Origin of the sequence: Streptomyces genisteinicus, from assembly GCF_014489615.1 — a bacterium.
In the GTDB taxonomy this organism is placed as follows: Bacteria; Actinomycetota; Actinomycetes; order Streptomycetales; family Streptomycetaceae; genus Streptomyces; species Streptomyces genisteinicus.
The window spans coordinates 411,672-428,843 of record NZ_CP060826.1; the positions used below are offsets into that span (position 1 = coordinate 411,672).

Annotated in this window: 1 pseudogene; it reads right to left on the reverse strand. The window is 74.9% G+C overall.

The window, feature by feature from the left end:
* Nucleotides 1-7: 7 nt before the first annotated feature.
* Nucleotides 8-16,981, reverse strand: a pseudogene (locus IAG43_RS33735) (SDR family NAD(P)-dependent oxidoreductase); the annotation flags it as partial.
* Between the last annotated feature and the right edge of the window lie 191 nt (nt 16,982-17,172).

Sequence of the window (17,172 nt, forward strand, 5' to 3'; positions counted from 1 at the left end):
GAACGGCTCAGATGCCGAGGTCCCGGTCGAAGTAGTCGAAGAGCTCGTCGTCCGAAGCGGACAGCAGGGTGTCCTCGATGGCCGGAGCCCCCTGCGTGCCCGCGCCCCCGGTGTGCTTGGCGAGCACCGCCCGCAGCCGGTCCCGCACCCGGTCGACGTCGTCCTGCTCCGGGGAGAGCTCGGACAGCAACCGCTCCAGGCCGTCGATCTGCTGGAACAGCCGGTCGGCAGCCGACTCCGGCTCCGGGAGGATCTGCTGCCCCAGGTACTCCGCGAGCAGCGCCGGGTTCGGGTAGTCGAACACCAGCGTCGTGGGCAGCTTCAGGCCGGTGATCTCACCCAGCCGGTTGCGCAGCTCGACCGCGATCAGCGAGTCGAAGCCCAGCTCGGCGAAGGACGGATCGGCCTGCAGCGCACTGGCGGAGGCGTGGCCGAGCACGGCCGCCACCTCCTCGCGCACCACCGTCAGCAGCGTCTGCCGCTGGTCCTTCGGTTCGAGCGTGAGCAGCCGCTGGAGCAGGTCCGGCCCGAAGGACGCACCGCCCGCCGCCGCGGCGGAGCGCCGCACCGCCGGAACCAGCGACCGGAACAGGGCCGGCACCGCGGCGCCGCCCTGGGTCACCTTCAGACGCATCGGCAGCAGCACGGCGTGTGCGCTCCGCCCGGCCGCGTCGAACAGGGCCATGCCCTCCGCCGTCTCCAGCGCCGTCATGCCCCCGCGCGCCATACGGGACCGGTCGGTGTCGCTCAGCTCCGACGTCATCCCGCTGGCCTGGGCCCAGGCACCCCACGCGAGGGACCGGCCGGGCAGCCCGGCGGCCCTGCGGTGCTGGGCCAGCGCGTCCAGGAACGCGTTGGCCGCCGCGTAGTTGCCCTGACCGGGCGCACCGATCACACCGGCCGCGGAGGAGAACAGCACGAACATCTCCAGCTCCGTGCCGGCCGTGAGCCGGTGCAGGTGCCAGGCGGCGTCGACCTTCGGCCGCAGCACGCGCTCCACCCGCTCGGGGCTGAGCGACGTCAGCACACCGTCGTCGATCACACCGGCGACGTGGACCACACCGGTCAGCGGGTGCTCCGCGCCGATCCCGGCGAGAAGCGCGGCGAGCGCCTCGCCGTCCGCGGCGTCGCACGCCTCGACGCGCACCGTCGCGCCGAGCCCGGTCAGCTCCGCCGCCAGCTCCGCCGCGCCGTTCGCCGCCGGGCCGCTCCGCGACGCCAGCACCAGGTGCCGCACGCCCCGCTCCACGACCAGATGCCTGGCCAGTTCACCGCCGAGCACGCCCGTGCCGCCGGTGATCAGGACGGTGCCGTCCGCGGACAGCGGCTCGTCCGCCCCGGACGGCTCACCCGTACCGGCCCGGACGACGCGCGGCACCAGCAGCCCGCCGTCGCGCACCGCGAGCTGCGTCTCGTCCTCGCGCATGGCCGCCGCCACCGCGGCCGCCGGCACACCGCCGGGGCCGCCGGCCCCGTCGGTGTCGAGCAGCCCGACGCGGCCCGGGTTCTCCGACTGCGCCGAGCGCAGCAGACCCCACACGGCGGCTCCGGCCAGATCAGCGACGTCCCCGTCCGGCGCGGTCGACACCGCACCGCGCGTCGTCACCACGAGCCTGGCCTGCGCCAGCCGCTCGTCGGCGAGCCACTGCTGGGCCAGGGCGAGCGCCCGGCCCGTCGCCTCCCGGACCGCGGCGGCCGTGTCGCCCGGCCCGCCCGGCTCCAGCGCCGTGAACACCAGCTCCGGCACCGGCTCCCCGCCGGCGACCGCCGCGCCCAGCGCGGCCAGGTCCGGGAAGGAGCGCTCGCCGTCCACCGCGTCGCCGACGAACACGTACGACGCGTCCGCGGCCGGCTCGGTCCGCTCGGCGGGCCGCCAGTCCAGCCGGAACAGCGAGTCGTCGCGGGCGGCCGGCCGGACGGCCAGCTGCTCACGGCTGACCGGCCGCAGCACCAGCTCCTCGATACGGGCGACGGGACGGCCGGCGACATCGGCGATGTCCACCGACACCGTGCCCTCCGCGCCCGTCGGGGTCAGCCGCAGCCGCAGCGCACCGGCGCCCACGGCGTGCAGCGTCAGCCCGTTCCAGGCGAACGGCAGCATCGCCTGATCGCCCATCGCCTTGGTCAGGCCGACCGCGTGCAGACCGGCGTCGAGCAGCGCCGGGTGCAGCCCGAACGCGCCCGCGTGCTCCTGCTGCTCCTCCGGCAGCGCGACGTCCACCAGGACGCTGTCGCCCTCCCGCCAGACCGCGCGCAGCCCCTGGAACACCGGGCCGTACGCGAAGCCCGCCTCGGCCGAGTGCTCGTAGAACCCGTCGATGCCGACCGGCTGCGCGGCCTCGGGAGGCCACACCGACCAGTCGGGCGCGACGGGCGGCTCCGGCGCGGCGACGGCCAGCGTCGCCTCGGCGTGCTGCGTCCACGGCCCGTCGCCGGACCGCGAGTGCACGGTCAGCCGCCGGCGGCCGCGCTCGTCCGCGGCGCCCGCCGTCAGCCGCAGATCCGCCGCACCGTGCTCCGTCAGCACCAGCGGCGCCTGGAGCGTCAGCTCCTCGACGTGGCCGCAGCCGACCACGTCCCCGGCCCGCACGGCCAGTTCGACGAAGCCGGTGCCCGGGAACAGCACCGACCCCAGCACCGCGTGGTCGGCGAGCCAGGGGTGGGTGCGCAGCGACAGCCGCCCGGTCAGCACCGTGCCCCCGTCGCCGGGCAGTTCCACCCTGGCCGCGAGCAGCGGATGCCCCGCCTCGGCCAGACCCGCCCCGGCGAGATCCGCCCCGCCCGCCGCACCCGTTCCGGCTGCCCAGTAGCGCTGGTGCTGGAAGGCGTAGGTGGGGAGGGGGGTGGTGGTGGGGTGGCTGGGGGTGAGGAGGGTGGTCCAGTCGATGGGGTGGCCGTGGGTGTGGAGTTGGGCGAGTGTCTGGGTGAGTGTGGTGGTTTCGGGGCGGTCTTTGCGGAGTGCGGTGAGGACGTGGGCGTGGGTGTCGGTGGGGAGGGTGTTGGTGGTCATGGCGGCGGCGGTGCCGTCGGTGCCGAGTTCGAGGTAGGTGGTGGTGCCGAGGGTGTGGAGGGTGGTGATGCCGTGGGCGAAGCGGACGGTTCGGCGGATGTGCTGGGTCCAGTAGTGGGGGGTGCGGATGGTGTCGTCGGCGATCTGGCCGGTGAGGTTGGAGATGAGGGGGATGGTGGGTGGGTGGTAGGTGAGGGTTTCGGCGGTGGCGTGGAATGCGTCGAGGATGGTGTCCATGTGGGGTGAGTGGAAGGCGTGGGAGACGTTGAGCCACTTGGTTTTGCGGCCTTGGTCCTCGAAGTGGCGGGTGATGGTTTCGACGGTTTCGTCGTCGCCGGCGATGACGGTGGATTCGGGTCCGTTGAGGGCGGCGATGGAGACGTGGTCGGTGTGGTTTTCGAGGTGGGGGAGGACTTCTTCCTCGGTTGCCTGGAGGGCGACCATGGCGCCGCCCTGGGGGGCGGTCTGCATGAGTCGGGCTCGTGCGGCGACGAGGGTGCAGGCGTCGGGGAGGGTGAGGATGCCGGCGATGTGGGCGGCGGTGATTTCGCCGATGGAGTGGCCGATGAGGTGGTCGGGGGTGATGCCGAGGGATTCGGTGAGTCGGTAGAGGGCGACCTGGTGGGCGAAGAGGGCGGGTTGGGTGTTCTGGGTCTGGTGGATGTCGTCGCTGGTGAGGATGGTGTCGAGGGGTTGGTCGAGGAGGGGGTCGAGGTGGGTGCGGATGGTGTCGAGGGTGTTTTTGTAGACGGGGTGGTGGGTGGCGAGTTCGTGTCCCATGCCGGGTCGCTGGGTGCCCTGGCCGGGGAAGACGATGGCGAGGGTGCCGGTGCCGGTGGTGGGGGTGCCGGTGGTGAGGTGGGGTGAGGTGGTGTGGTGGGTGAGTGCGTCGAGGGCGGTGAGGAGTTCGTCGGTGGTGGTGCCGGTGGCGACGGCGCGGTGGTCGAAGTGGGTGCGGGTGGTGGCGAGGGAGAGGGCGATGTCGTGGGGGTCGGTGTCGGGGTGGGCGCGGACGTGGGCGGCGAGGCGGGTGGCCTGGTCGCGCAGTGCCTGTTCGGTCTTGCCGGAGACGGTCCAGGGGATGACCGCCAGCGGTGTGCCCGGTTCCTGGGGTTCCTGAGGTGATTCCTCGGGTGCGGGGGCCTGTTCCAGCACCACGTGCGCGTTCGTCCCGCTGATCCCGAACGACGACACCGCGGCACGCCGTGCGCGCTCGGTGTCCGCCCACTGCCGGGACTCCGTCAGCAGGGCCACCCGGCCCGCCGACCAGTCGACCTCCGTCGTGGGCCGGTCGACGTGCAGCGTCCGCGGCAGCACGCCGTGCCGCATGGCCTGCACCATCTTGATGACACCGGCGACACCGGCCGCGGCCTGCGTGTGGCCGATGTTGGACTTGACCGACCCCAGGTACAGCGGCTCGCCGGCGGACCGGTCCTGGCCGTAGGTCGCCAGCAGCGCCTGCGCCTCGATCGGGTCGCCGAGCCGGGTGCCGGTGCCGTGCGCCTCCACGACGTCCACGTCACGCGGCGTCAGCCGCGCGTTGGCCAGCGCCTGCTGGATGACGCGCTGCTGCGACGGCCCGTTGGGGGCCGTCAGGCCGTTGGACGCGCCGTCCTGGTTGACGGCGGTGCCGCGCACCACGGCCAGCACCTCGTGCCCGAGCCGCCGCGCGTCGGACAGCCGCTCGACGAGCAGCATGCCCACGCCCTCGGAGAACCCGGTGCCGTCGGCCGCGTCGGCGAACGCCTTGCAGCGCGCGTCCGGCGCCAGCCCCCGCTGCCGGGAGAACCCGACGAACGTGCTCGGCGTCGCCATCACGGTCACGCCGCCGGCCAGCGCCAGCGAGCACTCGCCCGAGCGCACCGCCTGCGCCGCCAGGTGCAGGGCGACCAGCGACGACGAGCACGCCGTGTCCACCGTCACCGCCGGACCCTCGAAGCCGAGGGCGTACGACACCCTGCCCGACACGACGCTGCTCGTGTTGCCGGTCATCAGGTGGCCCTGCACCTCGTCCGACGCCCGCGCCACCCCGGACACGTAGTCCTGGCTGATGCTGCCGACGAACACACCGGTCTGCGAACCCCTCAGGGACGCCGGGTCGATGCCGCCCTGCTCCAGCGTCTCCCACGCCGTCTCCAGCAGCAGCCGCTGCTGCGGGTCCATCGCCAGCGCCTCACGCGGACTGATCCCGAAGAACGCCGGGTCGAACTCCGCGGCGCCGTACAGGAATCCGCCCTCACGCGTGTACGACGTGCCCGGGTTCGCCGGGTCCGGGTCGTACAGGGCCTCCAGGTCCCAGCCGCGGTCCTCGGGCATGGAGCCGATGGCGTCCCGGCCCTCGGCCACCAGGTCCCACAGCGCGTCCGGGCCGGTGATCCCGCCCGGGTAGCGGCAGGCCATGCCGACGATCACGACCGGGTCGTCGTCCGCCGCGGCCGAGACCGCCACCGGGGCCGCGATCCGCGAGCGCACGCCGTTCACCTCGGAGTACAGGTAGGCGGCGAGCGCGACGGGGGTCGGATGGTCGAAGACCACCGTCGACGGCAGCGTCAGCCCGGTCGCCGTCGCGAGCCGGTTGCGCAGCTCCACCGACGTCAGCGAGTCGAAACCGACGTCCTTGAACGCCCGGTTCTCCTCCACCGCGGCCGACTGCCCGCCCAGCACGGCCGTCGCGTGCGAGCGGACCAGCTCCGCCAGCACGGCCTCGGCCTCCTTGCGGGAGAGCCCGGCGAGCCGGTCCAGCAGCGCCGAACCCGCACCACCGGCCGGCGCGGACGCGGCCGTACGCCGCACCACCGTCCCGGCCAGCGCCCGCAGCACCGGCGGCAGCGCACCCGCCGCGGCCAGCTCCCGCAGACGGCGCCGCTCCCACCGGGTGGGCAGCAGCACCGCCTCCGTCCCGGCCATCGCCGCGTCCAGCAGCGCCAGACCCCGCTCGGAGACGAGCGGCAGGATGCCGGCCTTCGCCATCCGGGCCAGATCCCGCTCGCCCAGCTGCGCCGTCAGCTCACTGGCCTCCTGCCAGAAGCCCCAGCCCAGCGCGTGCGCGGGCAGTCCCTCGGAGCGCCGCCGCGCGGCGAGCGCCTCCAGGAACACGTTCGCGGCCGCGTAGTTGGCCTGGCCGGCCGCGCCGAGCGTGCCCGCCATCGACGAGAACAGCACGAACGCCGCCAGCGGCAGCGTGCGGGTCAGCTCGTGCAGATGCCAGGCACCGTCCGCCTTCGGCCGCAGCACGGCGTCCAGGCGCTCCGGCGTCAGCGACTCCACGACCGTGTCGTCCAGCGCGCCCGCCAGGTGCATCACACCCGTCAGCGGGTGCGCCGGGTCGATCCCGTCCAGCAGCCCGGCGAGAGCGTCCCGGTCCGCCACGTCGCAGGCCACGACCCGCACCTCGGCGCCGAGTCCGGCCAGCTCGTCGCTCAGCAGCCGTGCGGCGGGCGCGTCCGGGCCCCGCCGGCTGGTGAGCAGCAGATGCCGCACCCCGTGCGCCGTCACCAGGTGCCGGGCCACCAGCGCACCGAGCGTGCCGGTGCCGCCGGTGACCAGCACCGTCCCGTCCGGGTCGAACGCGGGTCTGTCCCCGGCCGGTTCCGCGCCGGACACCGGCGCGAGCCGCGGCACGAGCACCTCGCCGGCCCGCAGCGCGAACTGCGGCTCCGTGTCGAACGGCAGACCGGCCGGCAGCGGCCGCGCCGCCCCGTCACCGTCCCGAGCCCCGTCACCGGGCAGGTCCAGCAGCACCAGACGCCCCGGGTGCTCGGTCTGCGCCGACCTGACCAGACCCCACACCGACGCCGCGGCCGGGTCCGGCGCACCGGCGCCCGCGTCGACGCCGCCGCGGGTCACGACGACCAGACGGGACGCGGCGAACCGCTCCCCGGCCAGCCACTCCCGGACCACCGCCAGGACCGACGCCGTCACCCGCCGCGTCTCGGCGGCCGCGTCGGCGCCGGCGTCCACCGGCACCGGCACGAACACCACCGGCGGCACGTCGTCCGCCCCGGCGAGCTCCTCCAGCGCGCCGGCGTGCAGCACCGACCAGCCCGCGCCGTCCAGTGCGGACGACACGAAGGCGGCGTCCGGGCCCACGACCGCGCACCCGGCGGGCTCACCCGCCGCGGCGGCCGGCACGGCCGTCCACTCCACGCGGTGCAGCGCGCCGCCCTGCGACGCCCCGCCCGCGAGCAGGTCCGCGGCGAACTCCCGGGACTCCAGGCCCGCGACCGAGGCGACCGGACGGCCCGACGCGTCGGCCACCTCGACGGCGACCTCCGCCGACCCCGCGGCCGCCGGGGCGATCCGCACCCGGACCACCGTCGCGCCCCGGGCGTGCACCGCGACGCCGCGCACCCGCGCGACCCCCCGCGGCCCGTCGGCGGCCTCCCGGTGCCACGGCAGGTGCAGCACCGCCTCCAGCAGCGCCGGATGCAGCACGAACGCGGCCGCGTCCGCGTGCAGTTCCTGCGCGAGTTCGGCCTCGGCGAACAGCTCCTCGCCGCGCCGCCACGCGGCCCGCACGGACAGCAGGCCGCCGCCGAGCTCCAGCCCGCCGGCCGCCGCAGCCCCGTACCACTCGTCCACGTCGACGGGAAGCGCCTCCGGCGGCGGCCAGGCGGCCGTGCCGTCGGCGGGCGCGCCCGCCGACCGGGCGAGCGACCCCGAGGCGTGGTGGACCCACGCGTCCTCGGCCGCGCCCTCGGCCCGCGAGTACACGTCGACCGGACGGCCGCCGGCCGGAGCCTCCTCGCCGACGACCACGTGCAGATGCACCCCGTCACCCGGAGCGCCCGCACCGTCGGGCAGCACCAGCGCCTCGTGCAGCGCCAGCTCCTCGACCAGGTCGAGGCCGACCCGGTCACCGGCCCGGGCGGCCAGTTCCAGGAACGCGGCGTCCGGCAGCACCGGCCGCCCGTGGACCCGCCGCTCGCCCAGCCACGGCTGACCGGCCGCGGACAGCCTGCCGGTGAGCACCACCGAACCGGAGCGCGGCGACGTCACCTCGGCGGCCAGCAGCGGGTGGCCGACGGCCCCCAGGCCGACCGCGCCCGCGTCCCGCACCGCCGGCTTCGGCGGCAGCCAGTACCGCTGGCGCTGGAACGGGTAGGTCGGCAGCTCCGCGTGTCCGGCGGCCGGAGCCGTCGCGGCCCAGTCGACGCCGACACCCGCGGCGAACGCCTCCGCCAGCGACAGCACGAACCGCTCCGGCCCGCCCTCGCCGCGCCGCAGCGTCCCCACCGCGACGGCGTCCGCCCCGGCGTCCTGCACCGTGTCCTGCACCCCCATGATCAGGGCCGGGTGCGGGGACACCTCCAGGAACAGCCCGTACCCGTCGGCGAGCAGCGACCGCGTCGCGTCCTCGAACCGCACGGTCTGGCGCAGGTTCCGGGACCAGTAGGCGGCGTCCAGCCCGCTCGTGGCGATCGGCTCACCGGTCACCGCGGAGTAGAACGCGACCGAGGTGTCCCGCGGCTCCAGATCGGCCAGCTGCTCCTGGAGCGCGGGCAGCAGCGGGTCCATGTGGCGGCTGTGCGAGGCGCACGAGGCGTTGAGCCGGCCGCAGACGATGTCGTCGTCGTCCAGCTCGATCAGCAGGTCGACGATCGCGTCGGTGTCACCGGACACCGTCACCGACCGCGGGGTGTTCACCGCGGCCACGGCGATCCGCTCGCCGTACGGCGCGATCCGCTCGCGGAGCTCCGCCTGCGGCAGTTCGACGAAGGCCATCTCGCCGCCGCCGCCGTCCCGGTGCAGCGCCTGGCTGCGCAGCGCGATGACGCGCGCCCCCTCCTGGAGGGTGAGCGCCCCCGCCACGACGGCGGCGGCCACCTCGCCCTGGCTGTGCCCGACCACCGCGTCCGGCTCCACGCCCAGCTCGCGCCAGACGGCCGCCAGCGACACGAACATGGTGAACAGCGCCGGCTGCGCGATGTCGATGCGCTCCAGCGGGTACGCGTCGGCCGGCAGGTCGCCGCGCAGCAGCTCGACGACCGACCAGCCGGTCACCGGCGCGAACGCCGCGTCGCAGGCGGCGGCGGTCTCGGCGAACGCCGGGCTGCGCTCCAGCAGCTCCCGGCCCATGCCGTGCCACTGGCTGCCCTGGCCTGAGAAGACGAACACGGTCCGGTCCGGCACCGTCGCCATGCCCTGCACGACCCCGGCGGCGGGCTCCCCCGCCGCCAGCGCCGCCAGCCGCTCCCGCAGCTCGGCCCGGTCCGCGCCGACCACGACCGCCCGGTGCTCGAACACGGCCCGGCCGCCCGCCAGCGCGCCCGCGATCCGGGCCGCCGGCACCTCGCCGTTGCCGTCCACGTACGCGAGAAGCCGCTCCGTCTGCGCCCGCAGCGCCTCGGCCGACCGGGCCGACAGCACCCACGGCAGGACGCCGCACGGGGCGGCCGCCTCCGGCGCGGGCGCCGGCGCGGGCGGCGCCTGCTCCAGCACGACGTGCGCGTTGGTGCCGCTCACCCCGAACGAGGACACCGCGGCACGCCGCGGACGGTCCCCGTTCTCCCACGGCAGCGCCTCGGTGAGCAGCCGGATCGCACCCGACGACCAGTTGACGTGCGAACTCGGCCGGTCCACGTGCAGCGTCCGCGGCAGGATGCCGTGCCGCATCGCCTGCACCATCTTGATGATGCCCGCGACACCGGCGGCGGACTGGGTGTGACCGATGTTGGACTTGATCGACCCCAGGTACAGCGGGCGGTCCTCGGGCCGCTCCCGGCCGTAGGCCGCGAACAGCGCCTGCGCCTCGATCGGGTCGCCCAGCCGGGTGCCGGTGCCGTGGCCCTCCACGACGTCCACGTCGCCCGGGGCGAGCCCGGCACCGGCCAGGGCCTGGCGGATGACGCGCTGCTGCGACGGCCCGTTGGGGGCGGTCAGACCGTTGGACGCGCCGTCGGAGTTGACGGCGGTGCCGCGCACCACGGCGAGCACCGGATGGCCCTTGCGCCGCGCCTGCGACAGGCGCTCCACCAGCAGCATGCCCACGCCCTCGGAGAACCCGGTGCCGTCGGCCGCGTCCGCGTACGGCTTGCAGCGCGCGTTCGGCGCCAGCCCCTTCTGCTTGTCGAACTCGTCGAACACCGACGGCGTCACCATCACCTGCACACCGCCGGCCAGCGCCAGCGAGCACTCGCCCGAGCGCACCGCCTGCGCCGCCAGGTGCAGGGCGACCAGGGACGACGAGCACGCCGTGTCCACCGTCACCGCCGGGCCCTCCAGCCCGAAGACGTAGGCGAGGCGACCGGACATCACACTGCTGGAGACACCGGTCATCATGTGGCCCTCGACGCCGGCCCGCCGCAGGTCCGCCTCCGTGCCGTAGCCCGTCGACGCACCGCCGACGAACACGCCCACGGACGTCCCGCGCAGCGTGCCCGGCTCGATGCCGGCCCGCTCCAGGGTCTGCCAGGTCGTCTCCAGCAGCAGCCGCTGCTGCGGATCCATGGCCAGCGCCTCGCGCGCGCTGATCCCGAAGAACGCCGCGTCGAACTCCGCGGCTCCGGCCACGAACCCGCCCTCGCGGACGTAGTCGCCGTCGCCCGGCGCCCAGTCCCGGTCCACGGGGAACGCGCCGATGCCGTCGCCGCCCTCGGCGACCAGGTCCCACAGACCGTCCGGGTCGGTGATGCCGCCCGGGTAGCGGCAGGCCATGCCGACGATCACGACCGGATCGTCCTCGTCCGCGGCCGCGCCGGACACCCCCACCGGGGCGGGCGCCTCGTCGCGCACGCCGATCAGCTCGTCGGCCAGGTACCGGGCGAGCACCCGCGGCGTCGGGTAGTCGAAGACCAGGGTGGCGGAGAGGTTCAGACCCGTGGCCACACCCAGCCGGTTGCGGAGGTCCACCGCCGTCAGCGAGTCGAAGCCGAGGACCTTGAACGCCGAGTCCTCCCGCACCGCGTGCGCACCCGTGTGCCCGAGCACCGCGGCGGCGTGCTCGCACACCAGGCCGACCAGCATCCGCTCCGCGTCCGCGGCGGAGAGCGCGGCGAGCCGTCCGCGCAGCGCCGAGTCGCCGCCCGCGACGGGACCGCCCGCGGCGGTACGGCGCACGGTGCCGGCCAGGCCCCGCAGCACCGGCGGCAGATCACCGGCGGCGGCACGGGCCTTCAGCTGCCGGAAGTCCCACTGCACCGGCACGGTCGCGGCCTCGGACCCGGCGAGGGCCGCGTCGAACATGGCCAGACCGTCCTCGGCGGGCAGCAGCACCAGGCCCGTCCGCGCGATCCGGGCGAGGTCGCTCTCGCCGACGTCCCGCATCATCGCGCTGCTGTCCCTGAGGTCCCACGGCCCCCAGGCCAGCGAGTGCCCGGGCAGCCCCGACGCCGCGCGGTGCTGGGCGAGGGCGTCCAGGAAGACGTTGGCCGCCGCGTAGTTGGCCTGTCCCGCGGAGCCCACGGTGCCCGCCATCGACGAGAAGAGCACGAAGGCCGCGAGGTCCGCGTCCCGGGTCAGCTCGTGCAGGTTCCAGGCCGCGTCCACCTTCGGCCGCATGACCCGCGCGACCCGCTCCGGGGTCAGCGCGTCCAGCACGCAGTCGTCGAGCACACCGGCCGAGTGCACCACACCCGTCAGCGGGTGCGCCGCGTCGATCCCGGCCAGCAGCGCCGCGAGGCCGTCCCGGTCGGCCGTGTCGCAGGCCACCAGGTCCGCCTCGGCGCCGAGCTCGGCCAGTTCGGCGAGCAGCTCCGGCGCCCCGGCCGCCTCGCGGCCGCTGCGGCTGGTCAGCAGAAGACGCCGGACACCGTGCCGGGTCACCAGATGCCGGGCCACCAGGGTGCCGATGGCACCGGTGGCGCCGGTGAGGAGCACCGTGCCGTCGGGGTCGAACGAGCGGGGCACGGTCAGCACGATCTTGCCGACCTGCTGCGCCTGCGCCAGCAGCCGGAACGCCTCGGGGGCCTCCAGCAGGCTCAGCGAGCGCACCGGCAGATGGTCCAGCCCGCCGTCCGCGAGCAGGCCCACGACCTCGGCGAGCATCTCGCCGAGCCGCTGCGGGCCCGCCTCGATCAGGTCGAACGCCCGGTAGGAGACCCCGGGCACGTCCCGCGCCACCTCGTCGGCGTCACGGATGTCGCTCTTGCCCATCTCGACGAACCGGCCGCCGCGCGGCAGCAGCCGCAGCGACGCGTCCACGAAGTCACCGGCCAGCGAGTCCAGGACGACGTCCACGCCCTCGCCGCCGGTGGCCCGCAGGAACGCGTCCTCGAACTCCAGGTCCCGCGACGACGCCAGATGCGCGTCGTCGAAGCCCGCGGCGCGCAGCGCGCCGTGCTTGCCGGGCGACGCGGTGCCGTAGACCTCGGCGCCCAGGTGCCGGGCGATTCGCACGGCGGCGGTGCCCACACCACCCGCGGCCGCGTGGACCAGCACCTTCTCGCCGGCCCGCAGCCCGGCGAGGTCCACCAGCCCGTAGTACGCCGTGAGGTACGCGATCGGCACCGCGGCGGCCTGCTCGAACGACCAGCCCCGCGGCATCGGCACGACCATCCGCGCGTCGGCGACGGCCACCGGCCCGAACGACCGGTCCACCATGCCGAGCACCCGGTCGCCCGGCGCCAGCCCGGTCACGTCCGGGGCCACCTCCAGGACCACACCGGCGGCCTCGCTGCCGATGTACCCCTCGCCCGGGTACGTACCGAGCGCGATCAACACGTCGCGGAAGTTCAGGCCCGCCGCACGGACCGAGATCCGCACCTCTCCGGCCGCCAGCTCCGCCGCGGCCTGCGGGAACGGGACCAGCGACAGGTCGGCCAGGCCGCCCCGGCCCGGCGCGAGCTGCCACACGGCCTCACCGGGCGGCGGCGTCAGCGGCTCACGGGCCACCGCCGCCAGCAGGGGAGCGAGCCAGCCGCCGTCCCGCAGCGCCAGCTGCTCCCGGGCATCGAGCGGCGCCGACCCGAGGGCCTGCCAGGACGCCCCCGCGTCCTCCGGACCCTCGGCCGGGTCCAGGTCGACCAGGGCGAACCGGCCCGGGTGCTCGGACTGCGCGGACCGCACCAGGCCCCACACCGCCGCGGCGGCCAGGTCCCGCGGCGCGGAGCCGGCGGCCACAGCGCCCCGGGTCAGCAGCACCAGCCGGGACGCGGCGAACCGCTCGTCCACCGCCCAGCGGCTCACCAGGTCCAGCGCCTCGACGACCTCCGTGTGCACGGCCTCGGGGGTGAACTCGCCCCCGGAGCCGGGCAGGAACGGCGCGAAGACTGCCTCGGGCAGTCCGCCGGTCTCCTGTGCGCCCGCGGCCAGCGCGGCCACGTCCGCGTACTCGGTGCACTCCCAGCCCGCGGCCCGCAGCGACGCGGCGACGCTTCCGGCGTCCCGCCCCACCACCGCGCACCGGGCGCCGCCTTCGGTGCCTGCGGTGCCTGCGGAGCCTTCCGTGCCTTCCGTGCCGGCGCCCGGCAGGGGCGACCAGTCGACCCGGTACAGCGGACCCGAACCCGCCGCGGCGGCATCGGCGAGCTGCCCCGCCGTCATCTGACGTGCCGTCAGTGTGTTGATCGACGCCACCGGGCTGCCCGACCTGTCGGCCAGCTCCACCCGCACCGAACCGTCGCCCAGCGGCGAGATCCGCGCCCGCACCGCGGTGGCGCCCACCGCGTGCAGCGCCACCCCGGACCAGGCGAACGGCAGCCACGGCCGGCCCTGCTCGGCCGTCAGCGGGCCGAACCCGGCCGCGTGCAGCACCGCGTCGAGCAGCGCGGGGTGCACGCCGAAGCGAGCCGCCTCCGCGTGCTGGTCGGCGGGCAGCTCGATGTCGGCGTACACCTCGCCGTCCGTCCGCCACACCGCCGACAAGCCCTGGAACGCCGGGCCGTACTCCAGCCCGCCGCGCGCCGCCTCGTCGTAGAAGCCCTCCACCGTGACCGCCTCGGCCCCGGCCGGAGGCCACTGGGCCGACGCGAACGCCGGCTCCGGCAGCTCACGGGCCAGGACGCCGGTGGCGTTGGACGCCCACTGCTCCGACGGATCGGCGTCCTCGGGCCGCGAGAAGACCTTCACGGCCCGCCGGCCGCTCTCGTCGGCCTCGCCCACGACGACCTGGAGCTGCACACCGCCGCGCTCGGGCAGCTGCAACGGCACCTGGAGCGTGAGCTCTTCGAGATGCCCGTACCCGACGTGGTCGCCGGCCCGCAGGGCCAGCTCCACGAAGGCGGTGCCCGGCAGCAGCACCGACCCCATCACCCGGTGGTCGGCGATCCACCGCTGGGTGCCGCGGGCGAGCCGCCCGGTCAGCAGCACACCGCCGGAGTCCGGCAGGTCCACCCCCGCCTTGAGCAGCGGGTGACCCGCCGCCGAGAGCCCCGCCGCGGTCACGTCGGCGCCGCCGTCGAGATCGTCCGGCCAGAAGCGTTCGTGTTGGAAGGGGTAGGTGGGGAGGGGGGTGTGGGTGGTGGTGGGGAGGGTGTGGGTCCAGTCGGTGGGGTGGCCGTGGGTGTGGAGGAGGGTGAGGTTGGTGAGGATTTGTCGGAGGGTGCCGTGGTTGCGGGTGAGGGTGCCGGTGACGGTGCCTGCGTGTTCGGTTGCGGCGTTGGTCAGGGGCATGGCGAGGACGGGGTGGGCGCTGATTTCGATGTAGGTGGTGTGGTGGTCGTTGAGGAGGTGGGTGAGGGCTTGGTCGAAGCGGACGGGTTGGCGGAGGTTGTGGCACCAGTAGTCGGCGTCGAGGTGGGTGCCGGGGGTGGGTTGTCCGGTGACGGTGGAGTAGAAGGCGGTGGTGGTGTGGGTGGGGGTGATGTTGGTGAATCCTGCTTTGAGCTGGGGCAGGAGGGGGTCCATGTGGGGGTGGTGGGAGGCGTAGTCGACGTTGACTTTGCGGGCGTAGATGCCGTCGTTGGTGAGGGTGGTGACGAGGTGGTCGATGGCGTGGGTTTCGCCGGAGACGACGGTGGAGGTGGTGGTGTTGATGGCGGCGATGGCGAGGGCGTCGCCGTAGGGGGCGATGTGGTTGGTGACGTCGGTGTGGGGGCGTTCGATGAGGGCCATGCCGCCGGTGCCTGAGCAGGTGAGGACTGCTTGGGAGCGTTGGGCGACGATTTGTGCGCCTTGGTCGAGGGTGAGGGCGCCGGCGACGACGGCGGCGACGACTTCGCCTTGTGAGTGGCCGATGACGGCGTCGGGGTGGATGCCGAGGGAGCGCCATTGGGCGGAGAGGGCGATGCCCATGGCGAAGAGGGCGGGTTGGACGACGTCGACGCGGTCGTGGGGCGGGTGGTCGCCGCCGTTGCCGGTGAGGACGTCGCGGACGGACCAGCCGGTGAAGGGTCGCAGGGCGGTGTCGCAGGCGTCGATGGCTTCGGCGAAGACGGGGGATTCGTTGAGGAGGTCGCGGCCCATGCCGGTCCACTGGCTGCCCTGGCCGGGGAAGACGAACACGGTCTTGCCGTGGGGCTGCGCGGTGCCGGTGACGACACTCTCGTGCGCCTGGCCTTCTGCGAGGGCCCGCAGGCCGGCGACGGCTTCTTCGGCGGATGCGGCGAGGACGCCGGCGCGGGAGTCGAAGTGGGTGCGGTGCAGGGCCGCGGTGGCGGCCACCTCCGCGAGCGGGGTCCCGGGCCGGGCCTGAAGCCAGTCGGCCCACCGGCCCGCCTGCTCCCGCAGCGCGGACTCGGTACGCCCCGACACCAGCACCGGCAGCGTGCGGGCCGGGGTGCCGGTGTCCTCGGCCGCCGTCTCGGCAGGCTCCGTCGCGGGCGCCTCCTCGATCACCACATGGGCGTTCGTGCCGCTGATGCCGAACGACGAGATGCCCGCACGGCGGACACGCTCGCCGCGCTGCCACGGCCGGGCCTCCTGAAGCAGCTCCAGACCCGAACCGGCCCACTGGATGTGCGGGCTGGGCTCGTCGGCGTGGAGGGTCTTCGGCAGCGACTCGTGCTGGAGCGCCAGCACGATCTTCATGACGCCCGCGACGCCGGCGGCCGCCTGGGCGTGGCCGATGTTCGACTTGGACGAGCCGAGATACAGCGGGTTGCCGGCCGTACGCGTGGGCCCGAAGACCTCCGCCAGGGCGCCGGCTTCGATGGGGTCGCCGAGGCTGGTGCCGGTGCCGTGGGCCTCGATGGCGTCGATGTCGTCCGGGGACAGCCGGGAAGCGGTCAGCGCGTCCTGGACGACGCGCTGCTGCGACGGCCCGTTCGGCACGGTCAGGCCCTGGCTGCGGCCGTCCTGGTTGACGGCGCTGCCCCGGATCACGGCCAGCACACGGTCCCCGTCGCGCTCCGCGTCGGAGAGCCGCTTGAGCAGGAGGACGCCCGCGCCCTCCGACCAGCCGGCGCCGTCGGCGCCCGCCGAGAAGCTCTTGCAACGGCCGTCGGCGGCCATGCCCTTGAACTGACTGGACTCCACGAACAGCACCGGGGTGCTCATGACGGTGACACCGCCGGCGAGGGCGGTGTCGCACTCGCCGCCCCGCAGCGCGCTCACCGCGGAGTGCAGGGCGACCAGCGACGACGAGCACGCGGTGTCGATGGTCACGGCCGGGCCCTGGAGCCCCAGGACGTAGGAGACGCGGCCGGAGATGACACTGCTGGAGACACCGGTGCCCTGGTAGCCGTCCAGGTAGGTCAAGCCGGTCTGGTCGTCCGCGTAGTCCGCGCGCATCGCGCCGAGGTACACGCCCGTCCGGCTGCCGGTCAGCGTGTCGGGGCGCACGCCCGCCCGCTCCAGGGCCTCCCACACGGTCTCCAGGACGATCCGCTGCTGCGGGTCCATCGACTGCGCCTCACGCGGCGGGACACCGAAGAACTCGGCGTCGAAGCCCTCGATGCCGTCGATGAAACCGCCCTCGCGGGCATAGGACTTGCCGGGGACCTGAGGCGTCGGGTCGTACAGGTCCAGGTCGTCCCAGCGGGCCGGGAAGCCGCCGATGGCGTCCCGCCCCTCGTGCAGCAGATCCCAGTACTCCTCGGGGCTGGCGATCCCGCCGGGGAAACGGCAGGCCATCGACACGATCGCGATCGGTTCGACGCGCTGCTCCTCCAGCTCGGCGTTGCGCTGCTGAAGCTGCAGCACCGCGGCCATCGCGCGACGCAGGCGGTCATCGTTCCCGGGCCTGTTCACATCCGTCATTCGACTCGACTCCGTCACTTTTCCCTACGGCGGGCACTGGAAGGTGGAATGTCGATTCCTGGTCAGGGATCGGAGCACTCGCAAAA